The sequence below is a fragment of the Halomonas sp. DP8Y7-1 genome (assembly GCF_019801685.1).
GTDB lineage: Bacteria > Pseudomonadota > Gammaproteobacteria > Pseudomonadales > Halomonadaceae > Halomonas > Halomonas litopenaei_A.
Genome location: NZ_JAHVIN010000014.1, coordinates 486,959 through 505,217 on the forward strand (window position 1 = coordinate 486,959; position 18,259 = coordinate 505,217).

The 18,259-nt window shown below is 61.9% G+C and carries 12 protein-coding genes; 8 read left to right on the top strand and 4 right to left on the bottom strand.

What is annotated here, in order from left to right; genetic code table 11:
* Positions 1 to 52 precede the first annotated feature (52 nt).
* Positions 53 to 2,101 (bottom strand): oligopeptidase A, encoded by a 2,049-nt coding sequence (prlC, locus tag KUV41_RS19110; protein ID WP_222162124.1) that lies wholly within the window; start codon positions 2,099 to 2,101, stop codon positions 53 to 55.
* 109 nt (positions 2,102 to 2,210) lie between these two features.
* Between prlC and KUV41_RS19115 the strand changes: the two genes are divergently transcribed.
* The 3 genes from KUV41_RS19115 (at position 2,211) to KUV41_RS19125 (ending at position 5,061) form a co-directional block, all read left to right on the top strand.
* The gene (locus KUV41_RS19115) at positions 2,211 to 3,551 is read left to right on the top strand and encodes a sodium-dependent transporter (protein ID WP_222487001.1); all 1,341 of its coding nucleotides are present in this window, start codon (positions 2,211 to 2,213) and stop codon (positions 3,549 to 3,551) included.
* A 66-nt stretch (positions 3,552 to 3,617) separates the two neighbouring features.
* Positions 3,618 to 4,223, top strand: coding sequence for a gamma carbonic anhydrase family protein (locus KUV41_RS19120; protein WP_224851886.1), 606 nt, complete (start codon positions 3,618 to 3,620; stop codon positions 4,221 to 4,223).
* Positions 4,224 to 4,377: 154 nt separating this feature from the next.
* The gene (locus tag KUV41_RS19125) at positions 4,378 to 5,061 is read left to right on the top strand and encodes a metal-dependent hydrolase (RefSeq protein WP_206942548.1); all 684 of its coding nucleotides are present in this window, start codon (positions 4,378 to 4,380) and stop codon (positions 5,059 to 5,061) included.
* Here the strand turns inward: KUV41_RS19125 and KUV41_RS19130 are convergent.
* Genes KUV41_RS19130 through KUV41_RS19140 form a run of 3 tightly spaced genes read right to left on the bottom strand, consistent with a single transcriptional unit; the run spans position 5,025 to position 9,108 of the window.
* Entirely contained in the window at positions 5,025 to 6,413 is a 1,389-nt protein-coding gene (locus KUV41_RS19130; protein ID WP_206942549.1) for a sigma-54-dependent transcriptional regulator, read from the bottom strand. The two genes, KUV41_RS19125 and KUV41_RS19130, sit on opposite strands and share 37 nt — an antisense overlap.
* Positions 6,406 to 8,328 (bottom strand): ATP-binding protein, encoded by a 1,923-nt coding sequence (locus tag KUV41_RS19135; RefSeq protein ID WP_224851885.1) that lies wholly within the window; start codon positions 8,326 to 8,328, stop codon positions 6,406 to 6,408. Before KUV41_RS19135 ends, KUV41_RS19130 begins: the two co-directional genes overlap by 8 nt.
* Before the next feature lie 3 nt (positions 8,329 to 8,331).
* Positions 8,332 to 9,108, bottom strand: a complete 777-nt coding sequence (locus tag KUV41_RS19140) for a GntR family transcriptional regulator (RefSeq protein ID WP_206942550.1) — start codon at positions 9,106 to 9,108, stop codon at positions 8,332 to 8,334.
* A 410-nt stretch (positions 9,109 to 9,518) separates the two neighbouring features.
* On the opposite strand from KUV41_RS19140, the gene KUV41_RS19145 reads away from it, so the two are divergent.
* The 5 genes from KUV41_RS19145 to KUV41_RS19165 all read left to right on the top strand — a co-directional run bounded on the left by KUV41_RS19145 (position 9,519) and on the right by KUV41_RS19165 (position 17,629).
* Positions 9,519 to 10,274 carry a (Fe-S)-binding protein gene (locus tag KUV41_RS19145; RefSeq protein WP_222238039.1) on the top strand — a complete coding sequence of 252 codons (756 nt, stop codon included), beginning with the start codon at positions 9,519 to 9,521 and terminating at the stop codon, positions 10,272 to 10,274.
* Entirely contained in the window at positions 10,271 to 11,701 is a 1,431-nt protein-coding gene (locus KUV41_RS19150; RefSeq protein WP_222487002.1) for a LutB/LldF family L-lactate oxidation iron-sulfur protein, read from the top strand. Before KUV41_RS19145 ends, KUV41_RS19150 begins: the two co-directional genes overlap by 4 nt.
* A complete protein-coding gene (locus KUV41_RS19155; protein WP_222162123.1) occupies positions 11,698 to 12,354 on the top strand; it encodes a lactate utilization protein C in 657 nt (218 codons plus the stop codon). Before KUV41_RS19150 ends, KUV41_RS19155 begins: the two co-directional genes overlap by 4 nt.
* Positions 12,355 to 12,503: 149 nt before the next feature.
* Positions 12,504 to 14,597 (top strand): hypothetical protein, encoded by a 2,094-nt coding sequence (locus KUV41_RS19160; protein WP_206942554.1) that lies wholly within the window; start codon positions 12,504 to 12,506, stop codon positions 14,595 to 14,597.
* A 161-nt stretch (positions 14,598 to 14,758) separates the two neighbouring features.
* The gene (locus KUV41_RS19165; RefSeq protein WP_261396111.1) at positions 14,759 to 17,629 is read left to right on the top strand and encodes an FAD-binding and (Fe-S)-binding domain-containing protein; all 2,871 of its coding nucleotides are present in this window, start codon (positions 14,759 to 14,761) and stop codon (positions 17,627 to 17,629) included.
* Positions 17,630 to 18,259: the final 630 nt, after the last annotated feature.

The following is an 18,259-nucleotide window of genomic DNA, read 5'->3' on the forward strand; positions in this document are numbered from 1 at the left end:
CCGTATAGGGCGACGCCTCCGCAAGATGCGGAGGCGTCGATGGTCACGGGTATCAAGCGGCGCGAATACCACTGTGGCGTAGCAGCGGTTCGATACTGGGATCGCGACCGCGGAAGGCCTTGAACAGGTCCGCGGCGTCACGGGCTCCACCCTGCTCAAGGATTTCGCGGCGGAAGCGAGCACCGGTCTCGGCGTCAAAGGTGCCGGCTTCCTCGAAGGCACTCCAGGCATCGGCGGACAGCACTTCTGCCCACTTGTAGCTGTAGTAACCTGCCGCGTATCCGCCGGCGAAGATGTGACCGAAGCTATTCTGGAAGCGGTTGAAGTCGACTCTGGGGACCACCGATACCTTCGCTCGCACGTCATCCAGCAGCGCCTGAATCTCCGCCGCGCTGGGCGCCGCTGGTTCCAGATGCAGGCGGAAGTCGAACAGCGACAGCTCTACCTGGCGCAGCAGACCCATGGCGGACTGGAAATTCTTGGCTGCGATCAGCTTGTCGAACAGCTCGTCAGGCAGCGGCTCGCCGGTCTCGACATGTCCAGAGATCAGGTCAAGCCCCTCACGCTCCCAGCAGAAATTCTCCATGAATTGGCTAGGCAGCTCGACGGCGTCCCAGGCAACCCCATTGATGCCGGAAACATCGGCAACGTCCTGGCGGGTCAGCATGTGATGGAGACCATGCCCGAATTCATGGAACAGCGTGGTGACCTCATCGTGGGTCAGCAGTGCCGGCTTGTCGCCGACCGGGCGGGTGAAATTGCAGGTCAGGTAGGCCACCGGCAGCTGCAGCTCACCGTCGCGGCGACGGCGGACACGGCATTCATCCATCCAGGCTCCGCCTCGCTTGCCCTCGCGAGCATAAAGGTCGAGGTAGAAGCCGGCGATGGGGGCGCCGTTTTCATACAGCCGGTAGAAGCCCACATCTGGGTGATAGGTGGGAGCGTCGCTGTCGCGCTCGACCTGCACGCCGTAGAGCCTTTCCACCACGCTGAACAGGCCTTGAACCGCCTTGGGGGCCGGAAAGTAGGGACGCAGCTGCTCCTGGGAAATGGCGTAGCGCGCTTCACGCAGCTTCTCGCTGGCAAAGCCGATGTCCCAGGGGGCCAGAGCCTCCAGACCCAAGGTGTCCTTGGCGAAGGCATCCAGCTCGCTGAATTCCTGCTGGCCCTGGTCCAGCGCGCGCTCGGCCAGGTCGTCGAGGAAGCCGACGACCTGGCTGGGGCTGTCGGCCATCTTGGTGGCCAGTGAGTAGTCGGCGTAGGTCGCAAACCCCATCAGTTCGGCCATCTCGCGACGCAGTGCGAGGGTTTCTTCCATGATCGGGGCGTTGTCATATTCGCCGGCATTGGGCCCCTGGTCCGAGGCACGAGTAACGAAGGCGGTGTATACCTCGCGGCGCAGTTCGCGGTCCTCGGCATAGGAAAGCACCGGGAAGAAACTGGGGAAGTCGAGGGTGATGCGATACCCCTTCTTGCCCTTGGACTCAGCGTTGGCTGCCAGTGTATCGAGGGCGCTCTGGGGCAGCCCCCCCAGACGGCTGTCGTCCTCGAGGTCCAGCGACCAGGCCTGGGTAGCATCCAGCAGCTGATTGGAGAAGGTGCTGGACAGGCTCGAGAGGCGTGAGCGGATTTCCGCCGAGCGCTGCTTCTTGTCGGCCGGCAGGTCGACGCCTGCCAGGCGAAAATCACGCAGTGCGTTGTTCACGGCGCGTTGCTGGGCGTCACTGAGGGTCGCGAAGTCTGGACTATCCTTGAGCGCCTGCCAGGCACGAAACAGCCCTTCATGCTGGCTGATCCAGGTGCTGTAGGCGGAGAGCTTCTCGAGACAGCCATCGTGAGCCTCACGCAGCTCAGGGGTGCTCATGGTCGAGTTGAGGTGGGAGACCGGCGACCAGGCCTGTGCCAGGCGATCGCTCAACTCCTCCAGTGGCGCCGCCAGGCTGGCCCAGGTGGGCGTCGCTTGCTCGGCTTCAGCCACCAGTGCTTCGACACCGTCGCGCAGCTCCTCAAGCAAGGTGTCGACCGCCGGGGCGACATGCTCAGGGCGAATCTCACCGAAGGGCGGCAGGGTGTGGCGTTCAAGCAGCGGGTTGCGGGACATGTGCACCTCTCGAATTCGACAATGGTTCAGTAAATGCGGGCGACTGTCGCCTGTTTCAATGTGCTAGTCTTGCGCCCTTCGTTTTTCTCGATGTGGACACCGAAAGACCATGAACCAGACGCTGGAACGCTGGAGTTCGCGCCGCGCCTTTATCCTGGCCGTGACCGGGGCCGCCGTGGGCCTCGGCAACATATGGCGCTTCCCCTATATCACCGGCGAAAACGGGGGAGCTGCCTTCCTCTTGCTGTATGTGGGGTTTGTGGTGGTGCTGGGCCTTCCCGTGATGATGGCCGAGATCATGATCGGCCGGGCCGGACGCAGGAGCCCGATGCAGTCGTTGGCGGAGCTGGCACGCCAGCGTGGCACCTCGACTCACTGGAAGTGGCTTGGTCTGTTCGGGGCCTTTACCGTCTTCTGTATTCTGTCGTTCTACTCGGTGGTGTCCGGCTGGTCCATCGATTTCATGGTCAACGCCTTCAGCGGCGGCTTTGCCGGCAAGAGTGGCCCGGAGATCGGCGCTGGCTTCGACGCCTTTCTCGCAGACCCCTTGCGCATGACGTTCAACCACACCCTGTTTTTGGTCATGACCATGGTGGTGGTGGCCGCGGGAGTGGCCAAGGGGCTCGAACGCCTCAACAACCTGCTGATGCCTGCGCTGTATCTGTTGTTGATCGTGCTGGCTGGCCACGCCGTGACCATGGACGGTTTTGGTCCCGCCATGGCATGGCTGTTCACACCGGATTTTTCGGCGCTGACGCCGATGGTCTTCGTCCATGCCATGGGCCATGCCTTCTTCACCCTGGCGGTGGGTGCCTGTGCCTTGATGGCCTACGGCGCTTACATGCCTGACCATCAAAGCCTGCCCGGTGCCGCCGGTGCAGTGGCGGTGCTGGACGTGCTGGTCGCGCTGCTGGCCGGTATCGCCATCTTCTCGGTGGTGTTCACCCAGGGCATGGATCCTGGCGAAGGCCCTGGCCTGGTCTTTGTCACACTGCCGGTGGCCTTTGCGGATCTGCCTGGCGGTGCCTTCTGGCTTGGGTTGTTCTTCCTGTTGCTGTTGCTGGCGACCTGGACGTCGTCGATCAACCTGGCCGAACCGATGGTATCGACCCTGGTGGGATGGGGTCTCAGTCGTCGTCTGGCGGCATTGGCGGTGGGCATCTGCGTGTGGTTGGTGGGGCTATTATGTGTGCTGTCGTTTTCTACCTTGAGTGACGTCCACGTGATTGGCAGCATGAACTTCTTTGGCGTGGTCAGCACCATCCCGCCCGAGATCTTCCTGCCCCTCGGCGGCCTCTTGATCGCCATCTTTGCCGTGTGGGTAATGCCTGAGCGCGAGGCGCTGCGGGCGCTGGATGCTGGTCCCAACGGCTTTCGCGTGTGGCGCGCGGTCGTTCGCTGGGTCTCGATTCCGCTGGTGCTGGTGGTGCTGTTCAGCAGCCTGCTGTAGCCGCCGCTGACCGTGCTGCCCTTGTACCAGCCACGCTTCTCGAATAGCTGATAAGGAGTGCCGAGCATGACCGATAGTAACGACAACGCAGCGTCTGGCTCCCCCGTGTCGTCGCCCGCTCCCGGTTTTCCGGTGATCCGCTCCTGGCAGGGCAAGGCGCCGGTGCTGGGGGCGCGGGTCTACGTCGACCCCCAGTGCATGGTGCTGGGTGACGTGGTGTTGGGAGATGACTGCTCGGTGTGGCCGATGGCGGTGATTCGTGGTGACATGCACCGCATCCGCATCGGCTCCCGCACCAGCGTGCAGGATGGCAGCGTACTGCACATCACCCATGCCAGCGATTTCAATGCGGGGGGCTGGCCCTTGACCATCGGTGATGAGGTCACCATCGGCCACAAGGCCGTGCTGCATGGCTGCACCTTGGGTAATCGGATCCTGGTTGGCATGGGGGCCATCGTGATGGACGGGGCGGTGGTCGAGGATGAGGTGATCATCGCCGCCGGCGCCGTGGTGCCGCCCGGCAAGCGGCTGGAAAGCGGATACGTCTATGCCGGCAACCCGGCCAAGGCATTGCGCCCCTTGAAGGACAGTGAGCGGGCCTTCTTCCCCTATACCGCCGGAAACTACGTGAAGCTCAAGGATCAGTATCTTGAGAAAAATGCAGCCGGTTAACGTCGGTGCCGCAACGAGAGCACATCAGAAAACGCTGCCAAGGCAGCGTTTTTTTATGCTCATGTTCATTCCAACCAATTGTTTCTATTGAACTGCCGGGCGATAATCTGGTCATTTATCCAGTGCTGTATGTTTTTCGAGGAGCCTTCCCGGCATGGCCAACTTCCGCACCCACCTCAGCGTGGCCGCCGCCGGCGGCGCGGTGCTGGCCCATGGAGGCTGGCAGGCGGGGCTATGGTCGGCGCTCGATAGCCTGCCGATTTTGGCGCTGACCACCCTGGGTGGGATTTTGCCGGATATCGACTCGGACAGTTCCAAGGCCATCCGGTTGGTCTTCAACCTGCTGGCGGTGCCTGCGGTGGTGGCCGGGGCGGTGATGCTGCAGGAGCGGCTGAGCGACGGCACCCTGCTGTTGGTCTGCGGAGGTATCTATCTGGCGGTGCGCTATCTGGCGGGGGCGATATTCGCCCGCTTCACGGTTCATCGTGGCCTGTGGCATTCACTGCTGGCAGCGTCGATGTGCGGGTTGGCCACGAGTGCCATCAGTCATCGCTTGTTTGCCCCGCCTGATGCCATGGCCTGGGCCCACGGGGCCGCGCTGACCATGGGGTTTGCCATCCACCTGTTGCTCGACGAGCTGTACAGCGTGGACCTGGATGGGGCGCGCCTGAAACGTTCCTTCGGCACCGCTTTCAAGCCGTTCGACTGGGGCGACCCTGGCAATTCCGTGGCGATGCTGTGCGTCACCTTGAGTCTTGCGCCTTGGCTGCCTTCCTGGGATGTCTTGCAGGGATTGCTCGATCAGGGCGTCGCACTGGTGTCATCGCGCTGGCGATAGTCATCCGGCTTGAGCTCATGTTTCTTGAGCTTGTCGTACAGCGTCTTGCGCGGCAGTCCCAGATGCTCACACACGTCGTTGATCCGGCCATGATGTCGTGCCAGCGATTGACTCAACAGCTGCTTTTCGAAGAGTTCGACTTGGCGGGGCAGGGGAAGCTCGCCGCCGTCACTGCCGACGCCTTCCATCAAGGCGTCGAGGCGATAGTCGCAAGTACTGCCGAGCAGCACGTAGCGCTCCGCCAGGTTGCGCAGCTCGCGGGCGTTGCCGGGCCAGTCGTGGGCCAGCAGCACCGAGACTCCAGGCGCGTCCAGGGGAGGCGCTTCCATGCCGCTGCGGCTGGCCGCGACCGCCGCGAAGTGCTGAAACAGCAGGGGAATGTCTTCGCGTCGCTCCCGCAGGGGCGGGATCGACAGCGTGACGACATTGAGGCGGTAGTAGAGGTCTTCCCGGAATTCGCCTGCTTCGGCGGCTTCTCTCAGGTCGATCTTGGTCGCGGCAATGACCCGGATATCCAGCGCCACAGGCGTGTTGCTGCCAAGCCGCTCCACCTGCCGTTCCTGCAGCACCCGCAGCAACTTTACCTGGAGTGCCAGCGGCATCGATTCGATTTCATCGAGGAAGACAGTGCCCCCCTCGGCGTGCTCGAACTTGCCAATACGCCTTTCCACGGCGCCGGTAAAGGCGCCTTTCTCGTGTCCGAACAGCTCCGACTCGATGGTGCTTTCCGGCACAGCGCCGCAGTTGATGGCGACGAAGGGCCTGCCGCCCCGGGCGCTGCGTTCATGGATCGCCCTTGCCACCAGGTCCTTGCCGGCGCCTGTCTCGCCGAACAACAGCACATCGGCTTCCACTTGGCTGATGCGTTGCACCATGGACGATAGCCGTTTGATGGCCGGCGTGCGCCCGACCAGGCGGGGGCCGGGAGCCGTCTGCTGGGCCTCCAGCTCCGCCTTGAGATACCGGTTCTCCAGGCTCAACCGGCGCTTGTCGATGCCGCGCCGAACCACCTCACTCAGGCGTTCACTGGGGAAGGGCTTTTCGAGAAAGTCCCAGGCCCCCTCGCGCATGGCTTCCACTGCGGTGGACACGTCGCCATGGCCGGTAATCAGCACCACGGGAAGGTCGGGATCACGCTGGCGAATTTCCTTGAGCAGGGCCATCCCGTCCATGCCAGGCATGCGAATGTCGCTGATCACCACGCCAGAGAAGTCCTTGTTTAACGTGGCCAGGGCCTGTTCGGCACTGGCGAAGGGCTCGGGGTGGTAACCCGCCAGCTCCAGGGTCTGGCCAAGGGTGACCCTCAGGTGCTCCTCGTCATCGATGATCATCACGGGGGGCGCGTCAGACATGGGGCGGCTTCTCTTGGTAGGGCATGGAACCGGGAGCCGGTGTGCTGGCGGCCCGCGGAAGGTCGATGGTAAAGCGTGCACCGCCGAGTGGCGAGACGCTGGCGGCCAGCCGTCCCCCCAGATCATCAATGATTCGGGCAGAGATGGACAGCCCCAAGCCAAGTCCGGCACCGGGTGCCTTGGTGGTGTAGAAGGGTTCGAAGACCTGGCGTCGTTGTGGTTCCGGAATGCCGGGGCCGTTGTCATCCACTCTGATGGTAATGCTGTCCTCGGTGGCCGCGACACCGAGGACAAGCTTTGGCTCGGCGACGTGGGCCATGGCTTGCAGCGCATTGCCGATCAGGTTGACCAGCACCTGTTCCAGCCGGACCAGGTCAGCCAGCACCCATGGCGCTTCGTCGGGAAGGTCGAACACGACGTCGACATGCTGCTCGTCCAGACGTGTCTTGAACAGCCGCAGCGCATAGTCAATGCAGGCACGGGTGGACACTGGGCTCGGTGGCTCCCCGCTCTTGCGCGAGAATTGGCGCAGCTGGGCGCTGATGTCGGCCATGCGCCCAGTGAGTTCAATGATCTCGCCCAGATTGGTGTCGACCGTGTCCAGACGTTCCCGGGCGAGAAAGCCTCGGGCATTCTCCGCGTAGGCGCGAATCGCGGCCAGCGGTTGGTTCAGCTCATGATTGATACCGGCAGCCAGCTGACCGAGAACGGCCAGCTTGGCCGCCTGGATCAGCTCGTCGCGGGTCTGTCGCAGGGTGGCTTCGGTGCGCCGGCGCTCATCGATTTCCGCGGACAGACGCTGGTTGCTGGCGACCAGATCCTGGGTGCGGCTGGCGACGTTGCGCTCCAGTTCATCTCTGGCCTTGGCCAGGGTGGTGCGTTCCCGTTCAGCAAAGGCCTCGCGCTCGCGACGAAGTCGGTGCCGTTGCCAGCCAACGCCGCAGGCCAAGGCCAGCAAGCCATACAGCCCCCCGCCCATCAGCATGGCTTGCCACTGAGCGTCATTGACCGGGCCCATGGGCTTGAGAATATGCATCTGCCAGCCAAGCGTCGCAAAGTCGCGGGTAACGCTCAGATACCGTTGGTCGGCCAGCGGGCCTTGGGTAAAGCCCACCAGGCGTGCCCCTTGGTCCAGCTGGTCGTGGGTGAACAGGTGGCTGGCGGTCAGCGGCTCGTCGGCGTAGCGACGTGATGAGCGCAGCTGGTCAAGGCGCTCGGGGCTGAGAGGATCGAGCGACGTCAGTCTCAGTTCCGGCTGGCTGGACATGAACACGATACCGTTCTGATCGACCACCAGCAGGCTGGAGTTTGGGCCTTGCCAGCTGGCTTCCAGCGCGTCGACGCGAATCTTGACCACCATGACGCCGGCGGGGGTCGCGTCCGGTGCGGTGTCATCCAGCCAGACCGGGGCCGAAAAGTAGTAGCCACGATCCATGGAGACTACGCCGAGGCCGTGGAAGCGGCCGTAGTGTCCGGCAATGGCATCCTGGTAGTAGGGGCGAAAGCGGTAGTTTTCGCCGATGAAGGTATCTTCGCGGTGCCAGTTGCTGGCCGCCAGCGTTGTGCCTTCGGCATCGAGCAGGTAAATGTCCGACACCCCGGTGGTACTTCTGAAGCGATTGAACAACCGGTTGAGCGGCATGGCGTTCTGGTCGTCGGGTGCACTCAGGTAGCGCTTGACCGTCTCCCGCGTGGCGAGAAGTTCTGGCAGATATTCATGGCGGGACAGGTAGCCGGTGAGGCCGGTGGCCGATAGCCTCAATTCGGTTTGCGCATCTCGTTGCAGGGTGGTCAGGGCGCGCTCCCTGGCGATATCCGCACTTTGCCAGATGACCAGCGCCAGGCCGAGGATGAGCGCGGCCAGCAGGGCCAGGGTCAGCGGACGCCGGTGGCGTGTCTTATGCCCGCTCATCATCGCCTAGAGTGACCGTCTCGGAGGCATTACCTGGGCCCGTCTGAGCGCTCGCTGCGCCCGCGTTTCGGCGCGTTCCATCTCGAGCAGGCCTTCCTCGACATAGACCAGGTGTTCGTGGGAGCGTGCCTGGGCATCTTCTGCGCGGCCCTCGAGAATGGCGTCGAGCAACGCCCGGTGCTGGGTCATGAGCCGCGGGCGCGACTCGGGCTTCTCGAACAGGTGGGCCAGGTTGTCCACGATGCTGCGCTCCAGCAGGTGGAAGATGCCGCGGATCGTGTGCAGCAGCAGGACATTATGGGCGGATTCGGCGATCGCCAGGTGAAAGGCAGCGTCCGCCTTGGCTTCGCCCTTGGGGTCCTCGCCGAGAAAGGCGACCTCGAGTTCCTCGAAGCGTTGGATCAACAGTGCCTTGTCCGTGGGTGTGGAGCGCAGCGCCGCATAGTAGGCGGACAGGCCTTCCATGGCATCACGGAATTCCAGAAGATCCAGGTGGAACTCACCGTGTCGCGACAACATTTCCAGCAGCGGATCACTGTAGCCGCTGTTCAAGGATTCCGTGATGTAGGTGCCACCACCCTGTCGACTTACCAGCAGCCCCCTGGCAGCCAGTTTCTGGATGGCCTCTCGCAGAGACGGACGCGATACGCCAAAGCGCTCAGCCAGCTCGCGCTCGGGAGGCAGTCGCTGGCCTGGTGTCAGGCTGCCTTCAAGAATCAGCGCCTCGAGTCGTTCGGTAATCACGTCGGCCAGGCGTGGCTGGCGCACGGGTTGGTAAGCCATGTGGGCGTCACTGGTCTGTGAGATGTGTCCAGAGTGTACCGCTTAGAAATTGGTATTACCAAAAAATGAGCATGATGAGACGTCATACAGTCTGTGGATACTTGCTAGCAATTCAATAGCTTGTGGCGCCGTTAATTTCCTGTAATACCAAAGTATAGAGGGATTGCTGGGCAAAAGCCGGCAACAGGTTTGACACTGTAGTGGCGCGACTCTACTGTGCCTTTATTCGGCGTTGTCAATTGGTTTTACCAATTTATCCAATTCGCGGGGTAGGCCTTGTGCCACCAGCGTCCGTACCTGACTTGATAGGCCTTTTCGGCAGCTCTCTGTTGGCTATGGAGCATGGGTCAAGCTAGGGCGGGGAACAATAAACGACAGCGCCTGCCGTGCCTGACCCTGAGGACCCCACCATGACCGCCGTCAAGTTATACCCTCCTCGACCCGACAAGGTTTACTTGTTTGGGACCTGCCTGATCGACATGCTGTATCCCGAGGCCGGGCTGGATAGCCTGCGACTGCTGGAGCGAGAAGGCATCGAGGTCATCTACCCCCAGGACCAGACGTGCTGCGGTCAGCCGGCCTATACCTCGGGGTATCACAGTGAGGCTCGTGAAGTGGCGCGGGCTCAACTCGACCTGTTTCCCGGGCCCTGGCCCATCATCGTGCCGTCCGGCTCCTGTGGCGGCATGATGCGAACGCACTACCCGGACCTGTTTGCGGGAACCGAGGACGAGGCGAAGGCTAGAGAGTTGGCGAGCCGGGTCTTCGAGTTGACCGAGTTCCTGGTGCACGTCTGTCACCTGACGCTTGACGACAGGGGCGCCCCGGAAAAGGTGGCGATGCATACCTCTTGCAGTGCGCGGCGTGAAATGGGCCTGGCTGACACCGGGCCGGCTCTGTTGCAGCGCCTGGGGCATGTCGAGTTGGTAGAGCAGGAACGAGCCAGCGAGTGCTGTGGATTTGGTGGAACCTTTGCGGTGCGCCACCCAGAGGTGTCCGGCGCCATGGTCGAGGACAAGAGTCGTGCGCTGGAGGCCGCAGGCGCGGATCACTTCGTCACCTCGGACTGCGGCTGCTTGATGAACATCGGTGGCCGCCTGGCTCATCGCGACAGCTCGCTCAAGGGTGAGCATATCGCTTCCTATCTGTGGCGGAGGACCTCATGAACCAGCCGGTACAGACGTTCACCCCTCAAGCGTTTCATCAGCAGGCCCATGCGGCGCTGGAGAACCCACAGATCCGTGCCAATTTCCGCAAGGCCATGGATGGACTGATGGGCAAGCGGCGCGAGGCGTTTTCAGATTGGGATCTGGAGACCTTGCGCCAGCTTGGCGCCAATATTCGCCTGCGTGCCCTATCCAAGCTGCCGGACCTGCTGGAGCAGTTGGAGGCGAACTGCGAAGCCAACGGTATTCGCGTGCATTGGGCAGAGAATGGCGAGCAGGCCTGCGCAATGATCACGGAGATCTGCCAGCAGCATGGCGCCTCTTCGGTGATCAAGGGCAAGTCCATGGTGTCCGAGGAAATGCACCTCAATGCTCACCTCGAGCAGGCCGGTATCGAGGCGCTGGAATCCGATTTGGGAGAGTACCTGGTCCAGCTCAACGAGCAGACGCCCTCGCACATCATCATGCCGGCGATTCACCTGAATACCGATGAAATCTCCGACATCATGCATGACCGCACCGGGACGGAACGCACCCGGGATGTCGATGCCATGACGGCCGCGGCACGTGCCCAGCTGCGCGAGCGATTCATGGCGGCAGATGTCGGGGTATCCGGGGTCAATTTTGCGGTCGCCGAGACAGGCACGTTGTGTCTCGTGGAAAACGAAGGCAATGGCCGTATGACGACGACGGCGCCGCCCGTGCATATTGCGGTGACAGGTATCGAAAAGGTGGTGGAGCATCTCGCGGATGTTGCCCCGCTGTACGCATTACTGACCCGCTCGGCGACCGGTCAGCATGTCACCACCTACTTCAACATGATCAGTTCACCGCGCAAGGCGGGTGAGCACGATGGGCCCAAGGAAGTGCACCTTGTGTTGGTGGACAACGGACGTTCGCGGATCTATCAAGATGACGAGCTGCTGGATACGTTGCGCTGCATCCGCTGTGGGGCCTGCATGAACCACTGCCCGGTCTACACTCGGGTCGGTGGGCATACCTATGGCACCACCTACCCAGGGCCGATTGGCGCCATCCTCATGCCTCACCTGATGGGGCTGGAAGCCACCAAGGACCTGCCGTCGGCATCGAGTTTGTGCGGTGCCTGTGGTGAGGTCTGCCCGGTCAAGATCCCCATTCCCGACCTGCTGGTGCGGTTGCGTCGTGAAGCGGTCGGTGACGGAGTCGGTAATGTGCCGGGAGCCGGCGTCAAACGGTCGCGCAAGGAAGTGGCCGCATGGAAAAGCTGGCAGTGGCTGGCGACGCATCCCAATGCCTGGCGCGGCGCCAGTCTGATCGCCGGTAGTTTCAGGGGGCTGGCACCGTCTCACCTGGGGCCATGGACGGAGTACCGCACGGCTCCCAAACCAGCAAAGTCGTCGCTTCATACGCTGATCAAGCGTCACCGCAAGGAGCAGGATTCATGAGTGCAAGAGACAGTATCCTGGCTCGCCTGCGAGATCGCCAAGGCAGCGCTCTGGTGGCGCCGGAAAGTGACTTCGCTGTCGTGACAGGACGGGGCTGGTCCCGTGAAGAGCGGGCGGAGCGGTTCACTCGCTGGATTACCTCGGTGCATGGCGAGGTGGTCCGCTGCAACACGGCGGATTGGACCGATGCGCTTGCAGGTGTGCTGGCAGAAAAGCAGATTCGCCGGCTGGCGCTGGGGCGACAGCATCCGGTGGCCCTGGCCGCGCGCGATGCCCTGGCAAGCCACCAGGTGGAGCTGATCGATGCCGATCGCGACATCGAGGCCTGGCAGGAGGAGCTGTTTCAGCATGTCGACGCGGGGCTGACGTCAACCCGTGGCGGGATTGCTGAGACGGGCAGCCTGTGGCTATGGCCCGACGCGGACGAGCCGCGCCTGCTGAGCCTCGTGCCACCTCTGCATATTGCGGTGCTGGATGTCGACGCCATCGAGGATACGCTGTTCGATGTCATCACTCATCAAGGGTGGGCGAGTGGCATGCCGACCAACGCTCTGTTGATTTCTGGTCCCAGCAAGACGGCGGACATCGAGCAGACCCTGGCCTACGGGGTGCACGGCCCTCGCGAGTTGGTAGTTATTCTGCGCGACGGTTGACGCACCGATACGCGAAGAAAGTACGACACTACCGAGTCGGCCTGCGCGGATGACCCTGACGTTTGTCATATAAGTTGGCTATAGTGTTGTGCTTCCGATATCGCATAGTTGTCGGTGCACGGAGTGCAACCCGTTACATGGAGGCAGGCATGTCGAAACAACCGCTGGGCGAAAAGCGCCCGATATTCCTTTCCTTTTCCCCAGTGGTGCTGGTCGGCGGATTGTCGCTGGCAGTGTTGCTGGCGGGCTGTCAGGAAGGAGCGGACGGAGAGTCCGCGAATGATGGCCAGGCCAGCTCATCTGCCCAGGGCCGCTTTATCGAGGCACCGGAAAGTGCGGCCGGCGAACCGATCGAAGGCGAGCTGACATCGCAAAGTGGCGTCAACCTCAACAACGGGTCGCGCTTTGGAAGCCACTGGGTCTGCGGCAGCGAAGGTGCGGGTGAGCTATATCAGCTGGATTCGCCGTTCGCCGCCACGCTCTCGGTCTATGACGAACGTGGCCGTTGGCAGGGCGGGGCGGAAAGCTCGGAGCAGGCGCCGGCATCGCTGCTGCTGGGGCCGTCAGAAGGTTGCTCGCTGGTGGTCGTCAACAGCACCGACATGTCCGGCTTTGGCCCCTACGCATTGACACCTTCCCAGCAACAGGGCGCCGAGTCGCTGACGGATGGAGAGGCTGTCGTCGGCGTTCTGGGCGAAGAGACGGCCAGTTACCCCATCAGCCTGGACGACACCCGTCAGGTCACTCTGACGCTGGCCGGCGCGTCCAGTGCCGCGCTGGTACTCGAAGGCAACGAAGCATCCCACAAGGCAGCCCGCTGTGGCGATGACCAGCAGACGCTGGAGGCCTTCCTGACGCCTGGCGATTATGAGGTGCGTCTGGTGCCCGGTCAGCCGGTGAAGGAGCGGGTGGATGTTGCCTGTGAAGATGACTTCGTCAGCGTGGGCGGCGGCTATCGTCTGACGATGGAACAGGCTGACCTGTCGCGTGGCGAGCGCAACAGCGGTCCGCTGCGTTCTGGTGACAGCATTACCGGCACGCTGGATGACGCCTCTTCCAGCAACACCTACGAGCTTTCTATTGCAGAGCCCACCAACGTCACTCTGTCGCTCAGCTCAGATGACTTCGATACGGTTCTGCAGGTGCGCGGCGGCCAGACCAATATCGATGTCGATGACACTGGCAGCGGCACCAATTCCCTGCTTGAAAGCGTTCTCATGCCAGGCGACTACCGCGTGGTGGTCACTGGCTATGGCGGAGAGTCCGGAGCCTATGCACTTGAGCTCGACACGACGCCGTTTGATGGCGAGTTGAAGAACGAGGGCGAGCTCGTGCCTGGCGAATCCGTGCAGGGCATGGCGGGTGGTATGCAGCCCAATACCTACACCCTGACCATCGAACAGGCCTCCGAAGTATCGATCGGAGTGTCGTCCTCGGCGTTTGATACCCAGCTCTATCTGGAGGGCAACGGGGTAGCCTTGAGCGATGATGACGGCGGTGGTGGCACCAACTCCCGCATCGATACCGTGCTGGAGCCGGGCAGCTACCGGGTCGAAGTCAGCAGCTACTCGGGTTCGTCAGCCGGGACCTTCCTGCTCGAGTCCAGCGTCAATGCCTTTGACGGTGAGTTGCGAAACAGCGGCGAACTGCAGTCAGGCGAGACGGTGCGAGGCATGCTGGGAAGCAGCGGCAGCAATGGCTACACCTTTACGCTTGATGAGGCGGCTGAAGTGACGCTGGAACTGAACTCCAGTGCTTTCGATGCCTTGCTGGGCTTGAGCGGAGGAAGTGTCGACACCAGTGACGACGATGGCGGTTCTGGCACCAATTCGCGCATTCATGCCGTACTGGAGCCGGGTACGTATCAGGTGAACGCGCAAAGTTTCAGTGGCAGCGGCAGTTATTCACTGAGGCTGACACAGCAGCCGTTCAGCGGCGATTTCCGCACCGGTGGTGAGATTCGCACTGGCGAAACGGTGTATGGCCAGCTTGAGGTCAATGGCGAGCTGACCTATACCCTGGTCGTCGAGGAGGCTGGTGTGGTCAGCGTCGAGACCCAGTCGGAGGCCGTGGATACCCTGCTGGAGCTCGAGGGTAATGGCGTCTTCTTTCAGGATGACGACAGCGGCAGCACCGACCTCGGGTCATTGATCGAGACCACGCTGGAGCCTGGTGAGTACCAGGTCTCGGTCACCGGCTACGGTGGCAATGGCGGCATTGTTCGCGTCGATGTCAGGCCCTGATAACCGGTGCCAGGATAGCAGGCCTACTTGTGGAGGGCGGGGCTGCGCCTCTGCGCGACACAGGCCTGCTGACTAACCCCGAAGCGCCAAACGCCACTCTCAGGAGTGGCGTTTTTGTATCTGAACAGCTGCAATACTAGCCATCGGACAGGGAGAGCATCATGACGGCCATTTCCACCACACCCCCCAGCATCTCCATGGACTCGCTGGTCGAGCGATTGAAGCAGCATCTGCCGGAAGCGCGCCTGGTCACCGACCCATTGCGACGCCTGGCCTATGGGACGGATGCCAGCTTTTATCGGTTGGTGCCAAGCCTGGTGGTGCGGCCGCAGACCGAGCAGGAGCTGCGCTCTGTGATTGAGGCCTGCCGCGAGGGGCACTGGCCGATGACCTTTCGCGCGGCCGGCACGTCATTGTCCGGGCAAGCCATCACCGACGGTGTATTGATTCAGCTCGGCCGTGGTTGGCGGGGTGCCGAGGTGCTCGACAATGGGGCTCGCATCGACCTGCAGCCCGCTGTCATTGGTGCCAGGGCCAACGAGTTGCTGGCGCCCTTCGATCGCAAGATCGGCCCTGACCCTGCGTCCATTGCCAGCTGCATGATCGGCGGTATCGCGGCGAATAACGCATCCGGCATGTGTTGCGGCACCGCTCAGAATACCTATATGACGCTCGACAGTATCCGCGTGGTGCTGCTGGATGGTGCTGTGCTCGATACCGCTGATACGGCCAGTGTCGAGGCGTTCCGCAAGAGTCACGCGGTGCTGCTGGACGGGTTGGAGCGGCTGGCCGCCGGCGTGCGTACCGATGTCGAACTGGCAAGGCGTATTCGCCACAAGTACCGGCTCAAGAATACCACCGGCTACGCGCTGAACAGTCTGCTGGATTACCGTGATGGCGTCGACATCCTGGCCCACCTGATGATCGGGTCTGAAGGGACTCTCGGTTGTATCACGCGCATTACGTATCACACCGTGCCAGAACCACCCCGTCGTGCAGCGGCCATGATCTTCTTCCCCGACCTGGGAAGTGCCTGTCGTGCGACCATCGCGCTCAAGGGTACGGGGGTAGCAGCAGTAGAGCTGATGGATCGTGCCGGACTCCGCGCGGTGGAGCGACAGCCAGGGATGCCCGAGCACCTTCGTGATCTGCCGTCAGGTGCCACCGCGCTGCTGGTGGATGTTCGTGAGCAGGATGGCGACACCTTGGCTGCGCGTATCGATGACGTCAATCATGCCCTTGAGGGCATCATGACGCTGGAGCCTGTCACCTTCACTGAAGATCCCGTCAGCTACGCCCTCTACTGGAAAGTGCGCAAGGGGTTGTTCCCGGCGGTGGGTGCCGTTCGCGACCTGGGGACGACGGTGATCATCGAAGACGTTGCCTTTCCGATCGAGCGGCTGGAGGAGGGCGTTGCCGCGCTGACCGCCGCGTTCAAGCGGCATGGCTATGACGATGCCCTGCTGTTTGGTCACGCGCTTGAGGGCAACCTGCATTTTGTTTTTCCACAGGGCTTCGAGCGCGCGGGCGAAAAAGAGCGTTATCAGGCCTTGATGGCTGACGTCGCCCAGCTGGTAGCGGTTGAGTTCGGTGGCTCCCTGAAGGCGGAGCATGGCACAGGGCGCAACATGGCCCCCTTTGTCGAATTGGAGTGGGGCAAGGAAGCGTATGACCTGATGTGGCAGATCAAGGCGCTGTTCGATGCGGACCATCTTTTGAATCCCGAGGTCATGCTGACCCGAAACCCAACCTTGCACCTCGAGAACTTGAAGCCTCTACCCGAGGCTGACGCCATCGTCGATCGCTGCATCGAATGTGGCTTCTGCGAAGCGGTGTGTCCCTCCCGGGAACTGACGCTGACACCCCGCCAGCGCATCGTGTTGACGCGTGAGCGGGCCAGGCTGGCCAACCTTGAGCAACCCACCGATGCAGACAGGGAGCGGTCGGAAGCTTTTGGTCGGACAGCACTTTATGACATCGATACGTCCTGTGCGGCAGATGGTATGTGTGGTACCCGCTGTCCCGTCGGCATCAATACCGGCGAGCTGGTGCTTGCCATGCGTGAAGAGCGGCATGTCGGCAAGCAGCAGTTGGCGAGACGCATCGGACGGCATTTTTCCGGTGTGACCCGAGTCGCACGAAGTGGCCTGCGAGGGGCAAGCGTCGCAAGGGCGGTGATCGGCGACAGGCTGATGGCGACGGCAAGCCAGGGCTTGCACCAGGTCAGCAACAAGAGGATTCCCCAGTGGATTCCGTCGATTCCCGCGGCCGCCCCCATTCGCGTGTTGTCATCCGTGGCCCAGGTGGGCGAGGGGCGCGACCCAGTGGTGTACTTTCCCTCCTGTGCTACGCGAGTCTTCGGCGCAGACAAGCGCGACAGCAGCGCGCGGGCGGTAATGGAAGTGGTGCTGGCGCTGCTGGACAAGGCCGGCTATGACGTGATCATTCCTGAAATGCCGGGTCATCTGTGCTGTGGCATGCCCTTTTCCTCGAAGGGAATGGCAAATGAGGCCACCCATAAGGCGAGGGAGTTGAACCGAGAGCTCTTGGCAGCAAGCCATAACGGCAGGGTGCCGATCCTCTTTGATACCAGCCCTTGCAGTCAGCAGGTGGAGCAGCACCTTGATGCGCGTTTGAAGATTCAGGAGCCGGTCGCGTTTGCCCATGACTATCTGCTGCCTCGCCTGGACATCGCCCCGGTGGAAAGCAAGGTCGCCGTTCATGTGACCTGCTCCAGTCATCGCAAAGGCCTGACTGAGGCGTTTATCGCGCTGGCTCGTGCATGTGCCAAGGACGTTGTCGTTCCAGAGGGCATCAGCTGCTGTGGTTTTGCGGGCGACAAGGGTTTACGGGTGCCAGAGCTGACCGCATCGTCCCTGCAGGACCTTGCGGGGCAAGTGGTGGGCTGCGAATTTGGTGTCTCCAATTCGCGAACCTGTGAAATGGGGATGACCGAGCACTCAGGCCTGACGTACCACTCAATCCTGGAGCTGCTTGATCGTGCCAGCCAGCCGAGGGGCGTCAACTCATAGCACACTTCTGCGCGCGCCTTTATGGGTAGAGGTGCGGCTTGGCGCCCCGATAGAAGTCGCCAACGGAGTGTAGATAGAGCGCGTGTGCAGGAGCGTATGACCGGGTGTGTGACAAAGAAGAGACAGGGCGATGAACTTTTTTGATTCAGGCTATTGCCAAGCTGCCTCGAGATCCGTAAAGTACGCATCCGCTGCCGGCGACGAGCAAACGTCACAGGCGGTGAAGAGTGGTAAAAGTAGTTGATTTGAAAAGGCTTTCTGAAGCTTCTCGAAAAAATCACTGCTTGACGAGCAACGAGAAATCGGTAAAATGCTCGCCACTTGATCGGGGTCGCCGACAGGGCATCGTTGGATGCGCTGAGGCACGTTTCGCTCTCTTTTGAAGTCTACGAGCATCGCTTGCAGGACGCAAAAGAAAGCGCTTGACGAAACGCTTCGATTCTGTAGAATACGCCTTCCTCGCAGGGCGCTGAGCAAAGCGCTCGGCAATAGCGAGACGCTCATTGAGCTCACTAGAGTCAAGAGCACGCTCTTTAAAAATTGATCAGGTAATTCATGTGGGCGCTTGCCGATGAGTCAGTGACAATGTCACTGAAATATCAAGGCAAGCGACTCGTCAAACGAGACGTT

What these genes read in the sequence shown, in the direction of transcription:
- prlC (WP_222162124.1), bottom strand. Translation starts at nt 2,101, where the DNA reads ATGTCCCGCAACCCGCTGCTTGAACGCCACACCCTGCCGCCCTTCGGT.
- KUV41_RS19115 (WP_222487001.1), top strand. Translation starts at nt 2,211, where the DNA reads ATGAACCAGACGCTGGAACGCTGGAGTTCGCGCCGCGCCTTTATCCTG.
- KUV41_RS19120 (WP_224851886.1), top strand. Translation starts at nt 3,618, where the DNA reads ATGACCGATAGTAACGACAACGCAGCGTCTGGCTCCCCCGTGTCGTCG.
- KUV41_RS19125 (WP_206942548.1), top strand. Translation starts at nt 4,378, where the DNA reads ATGGCCAACTTCCGCACCCACCTCAGCGTGGCCGCCGCCGGCGGCGCG.
- KUV41_RS19130 (WP_206942549.1), bottom strand. Translation starts at nt 6,413, where the DNA reads ATGTCTGACGCGCCCCCCGTGATGATCATCGATGACGAGGAGCACCTG.
- KUV41_RS19135 (WP_224851885.1), bottom strand. Translation starts at nt 8,328, where the DNA reads ATGATGAGCGGGCATAAGACACGCCACCGGCGTCCGCTGACCCTGGCC.
- KUV41_RS19140 (WP_206942550.1), bottom strand. Translation starts at nt 9,108, where the DNA reads ATGGCTTACCAACCCGTGCGCCAGCCACGCCTGGCCGACGTGATTACC.
- KUV41_RS19145 (WP_222238039.1), top strand. Translation starts at nt 9,519, where the DNA reads ATGACCGCCGTCAAGTTATACCCTCCTCGACCCGACAAGGTTTACTTG.
- KUV41_RS19150 (WP_222487002.1), top strand. Translation starts at nt 10,271, where the DNA reads ATGAACCAGCCGGTACAGACGTTCACCCCTCAAGCGTTTCATCAGCAG.
- KUV41_RS19155 (WP_222162123.1), top strand. Translation starts at nt 11,698, where the DNA reads ATGAGTGCAAGAGACAGTATCCTGGCTCGCCTGCGAGATCGCCAAGGC.
- KUV41_RS19160 (WP_206942554.1), top strand. Translation starts at nt 12,504, where the DNA reads ATGTCGAAACAACCGCTGGGCGAAAAGCGCCCGATATTCCTTTCCTTT.
- KUV41_RS19165 (WP_261396111.1), top strand. Translation starts at nt 14,759, where the DNA reads ATGACGGCCATTTCCACCACACCCCCCAGCATCTCCATGGACTCGCTG.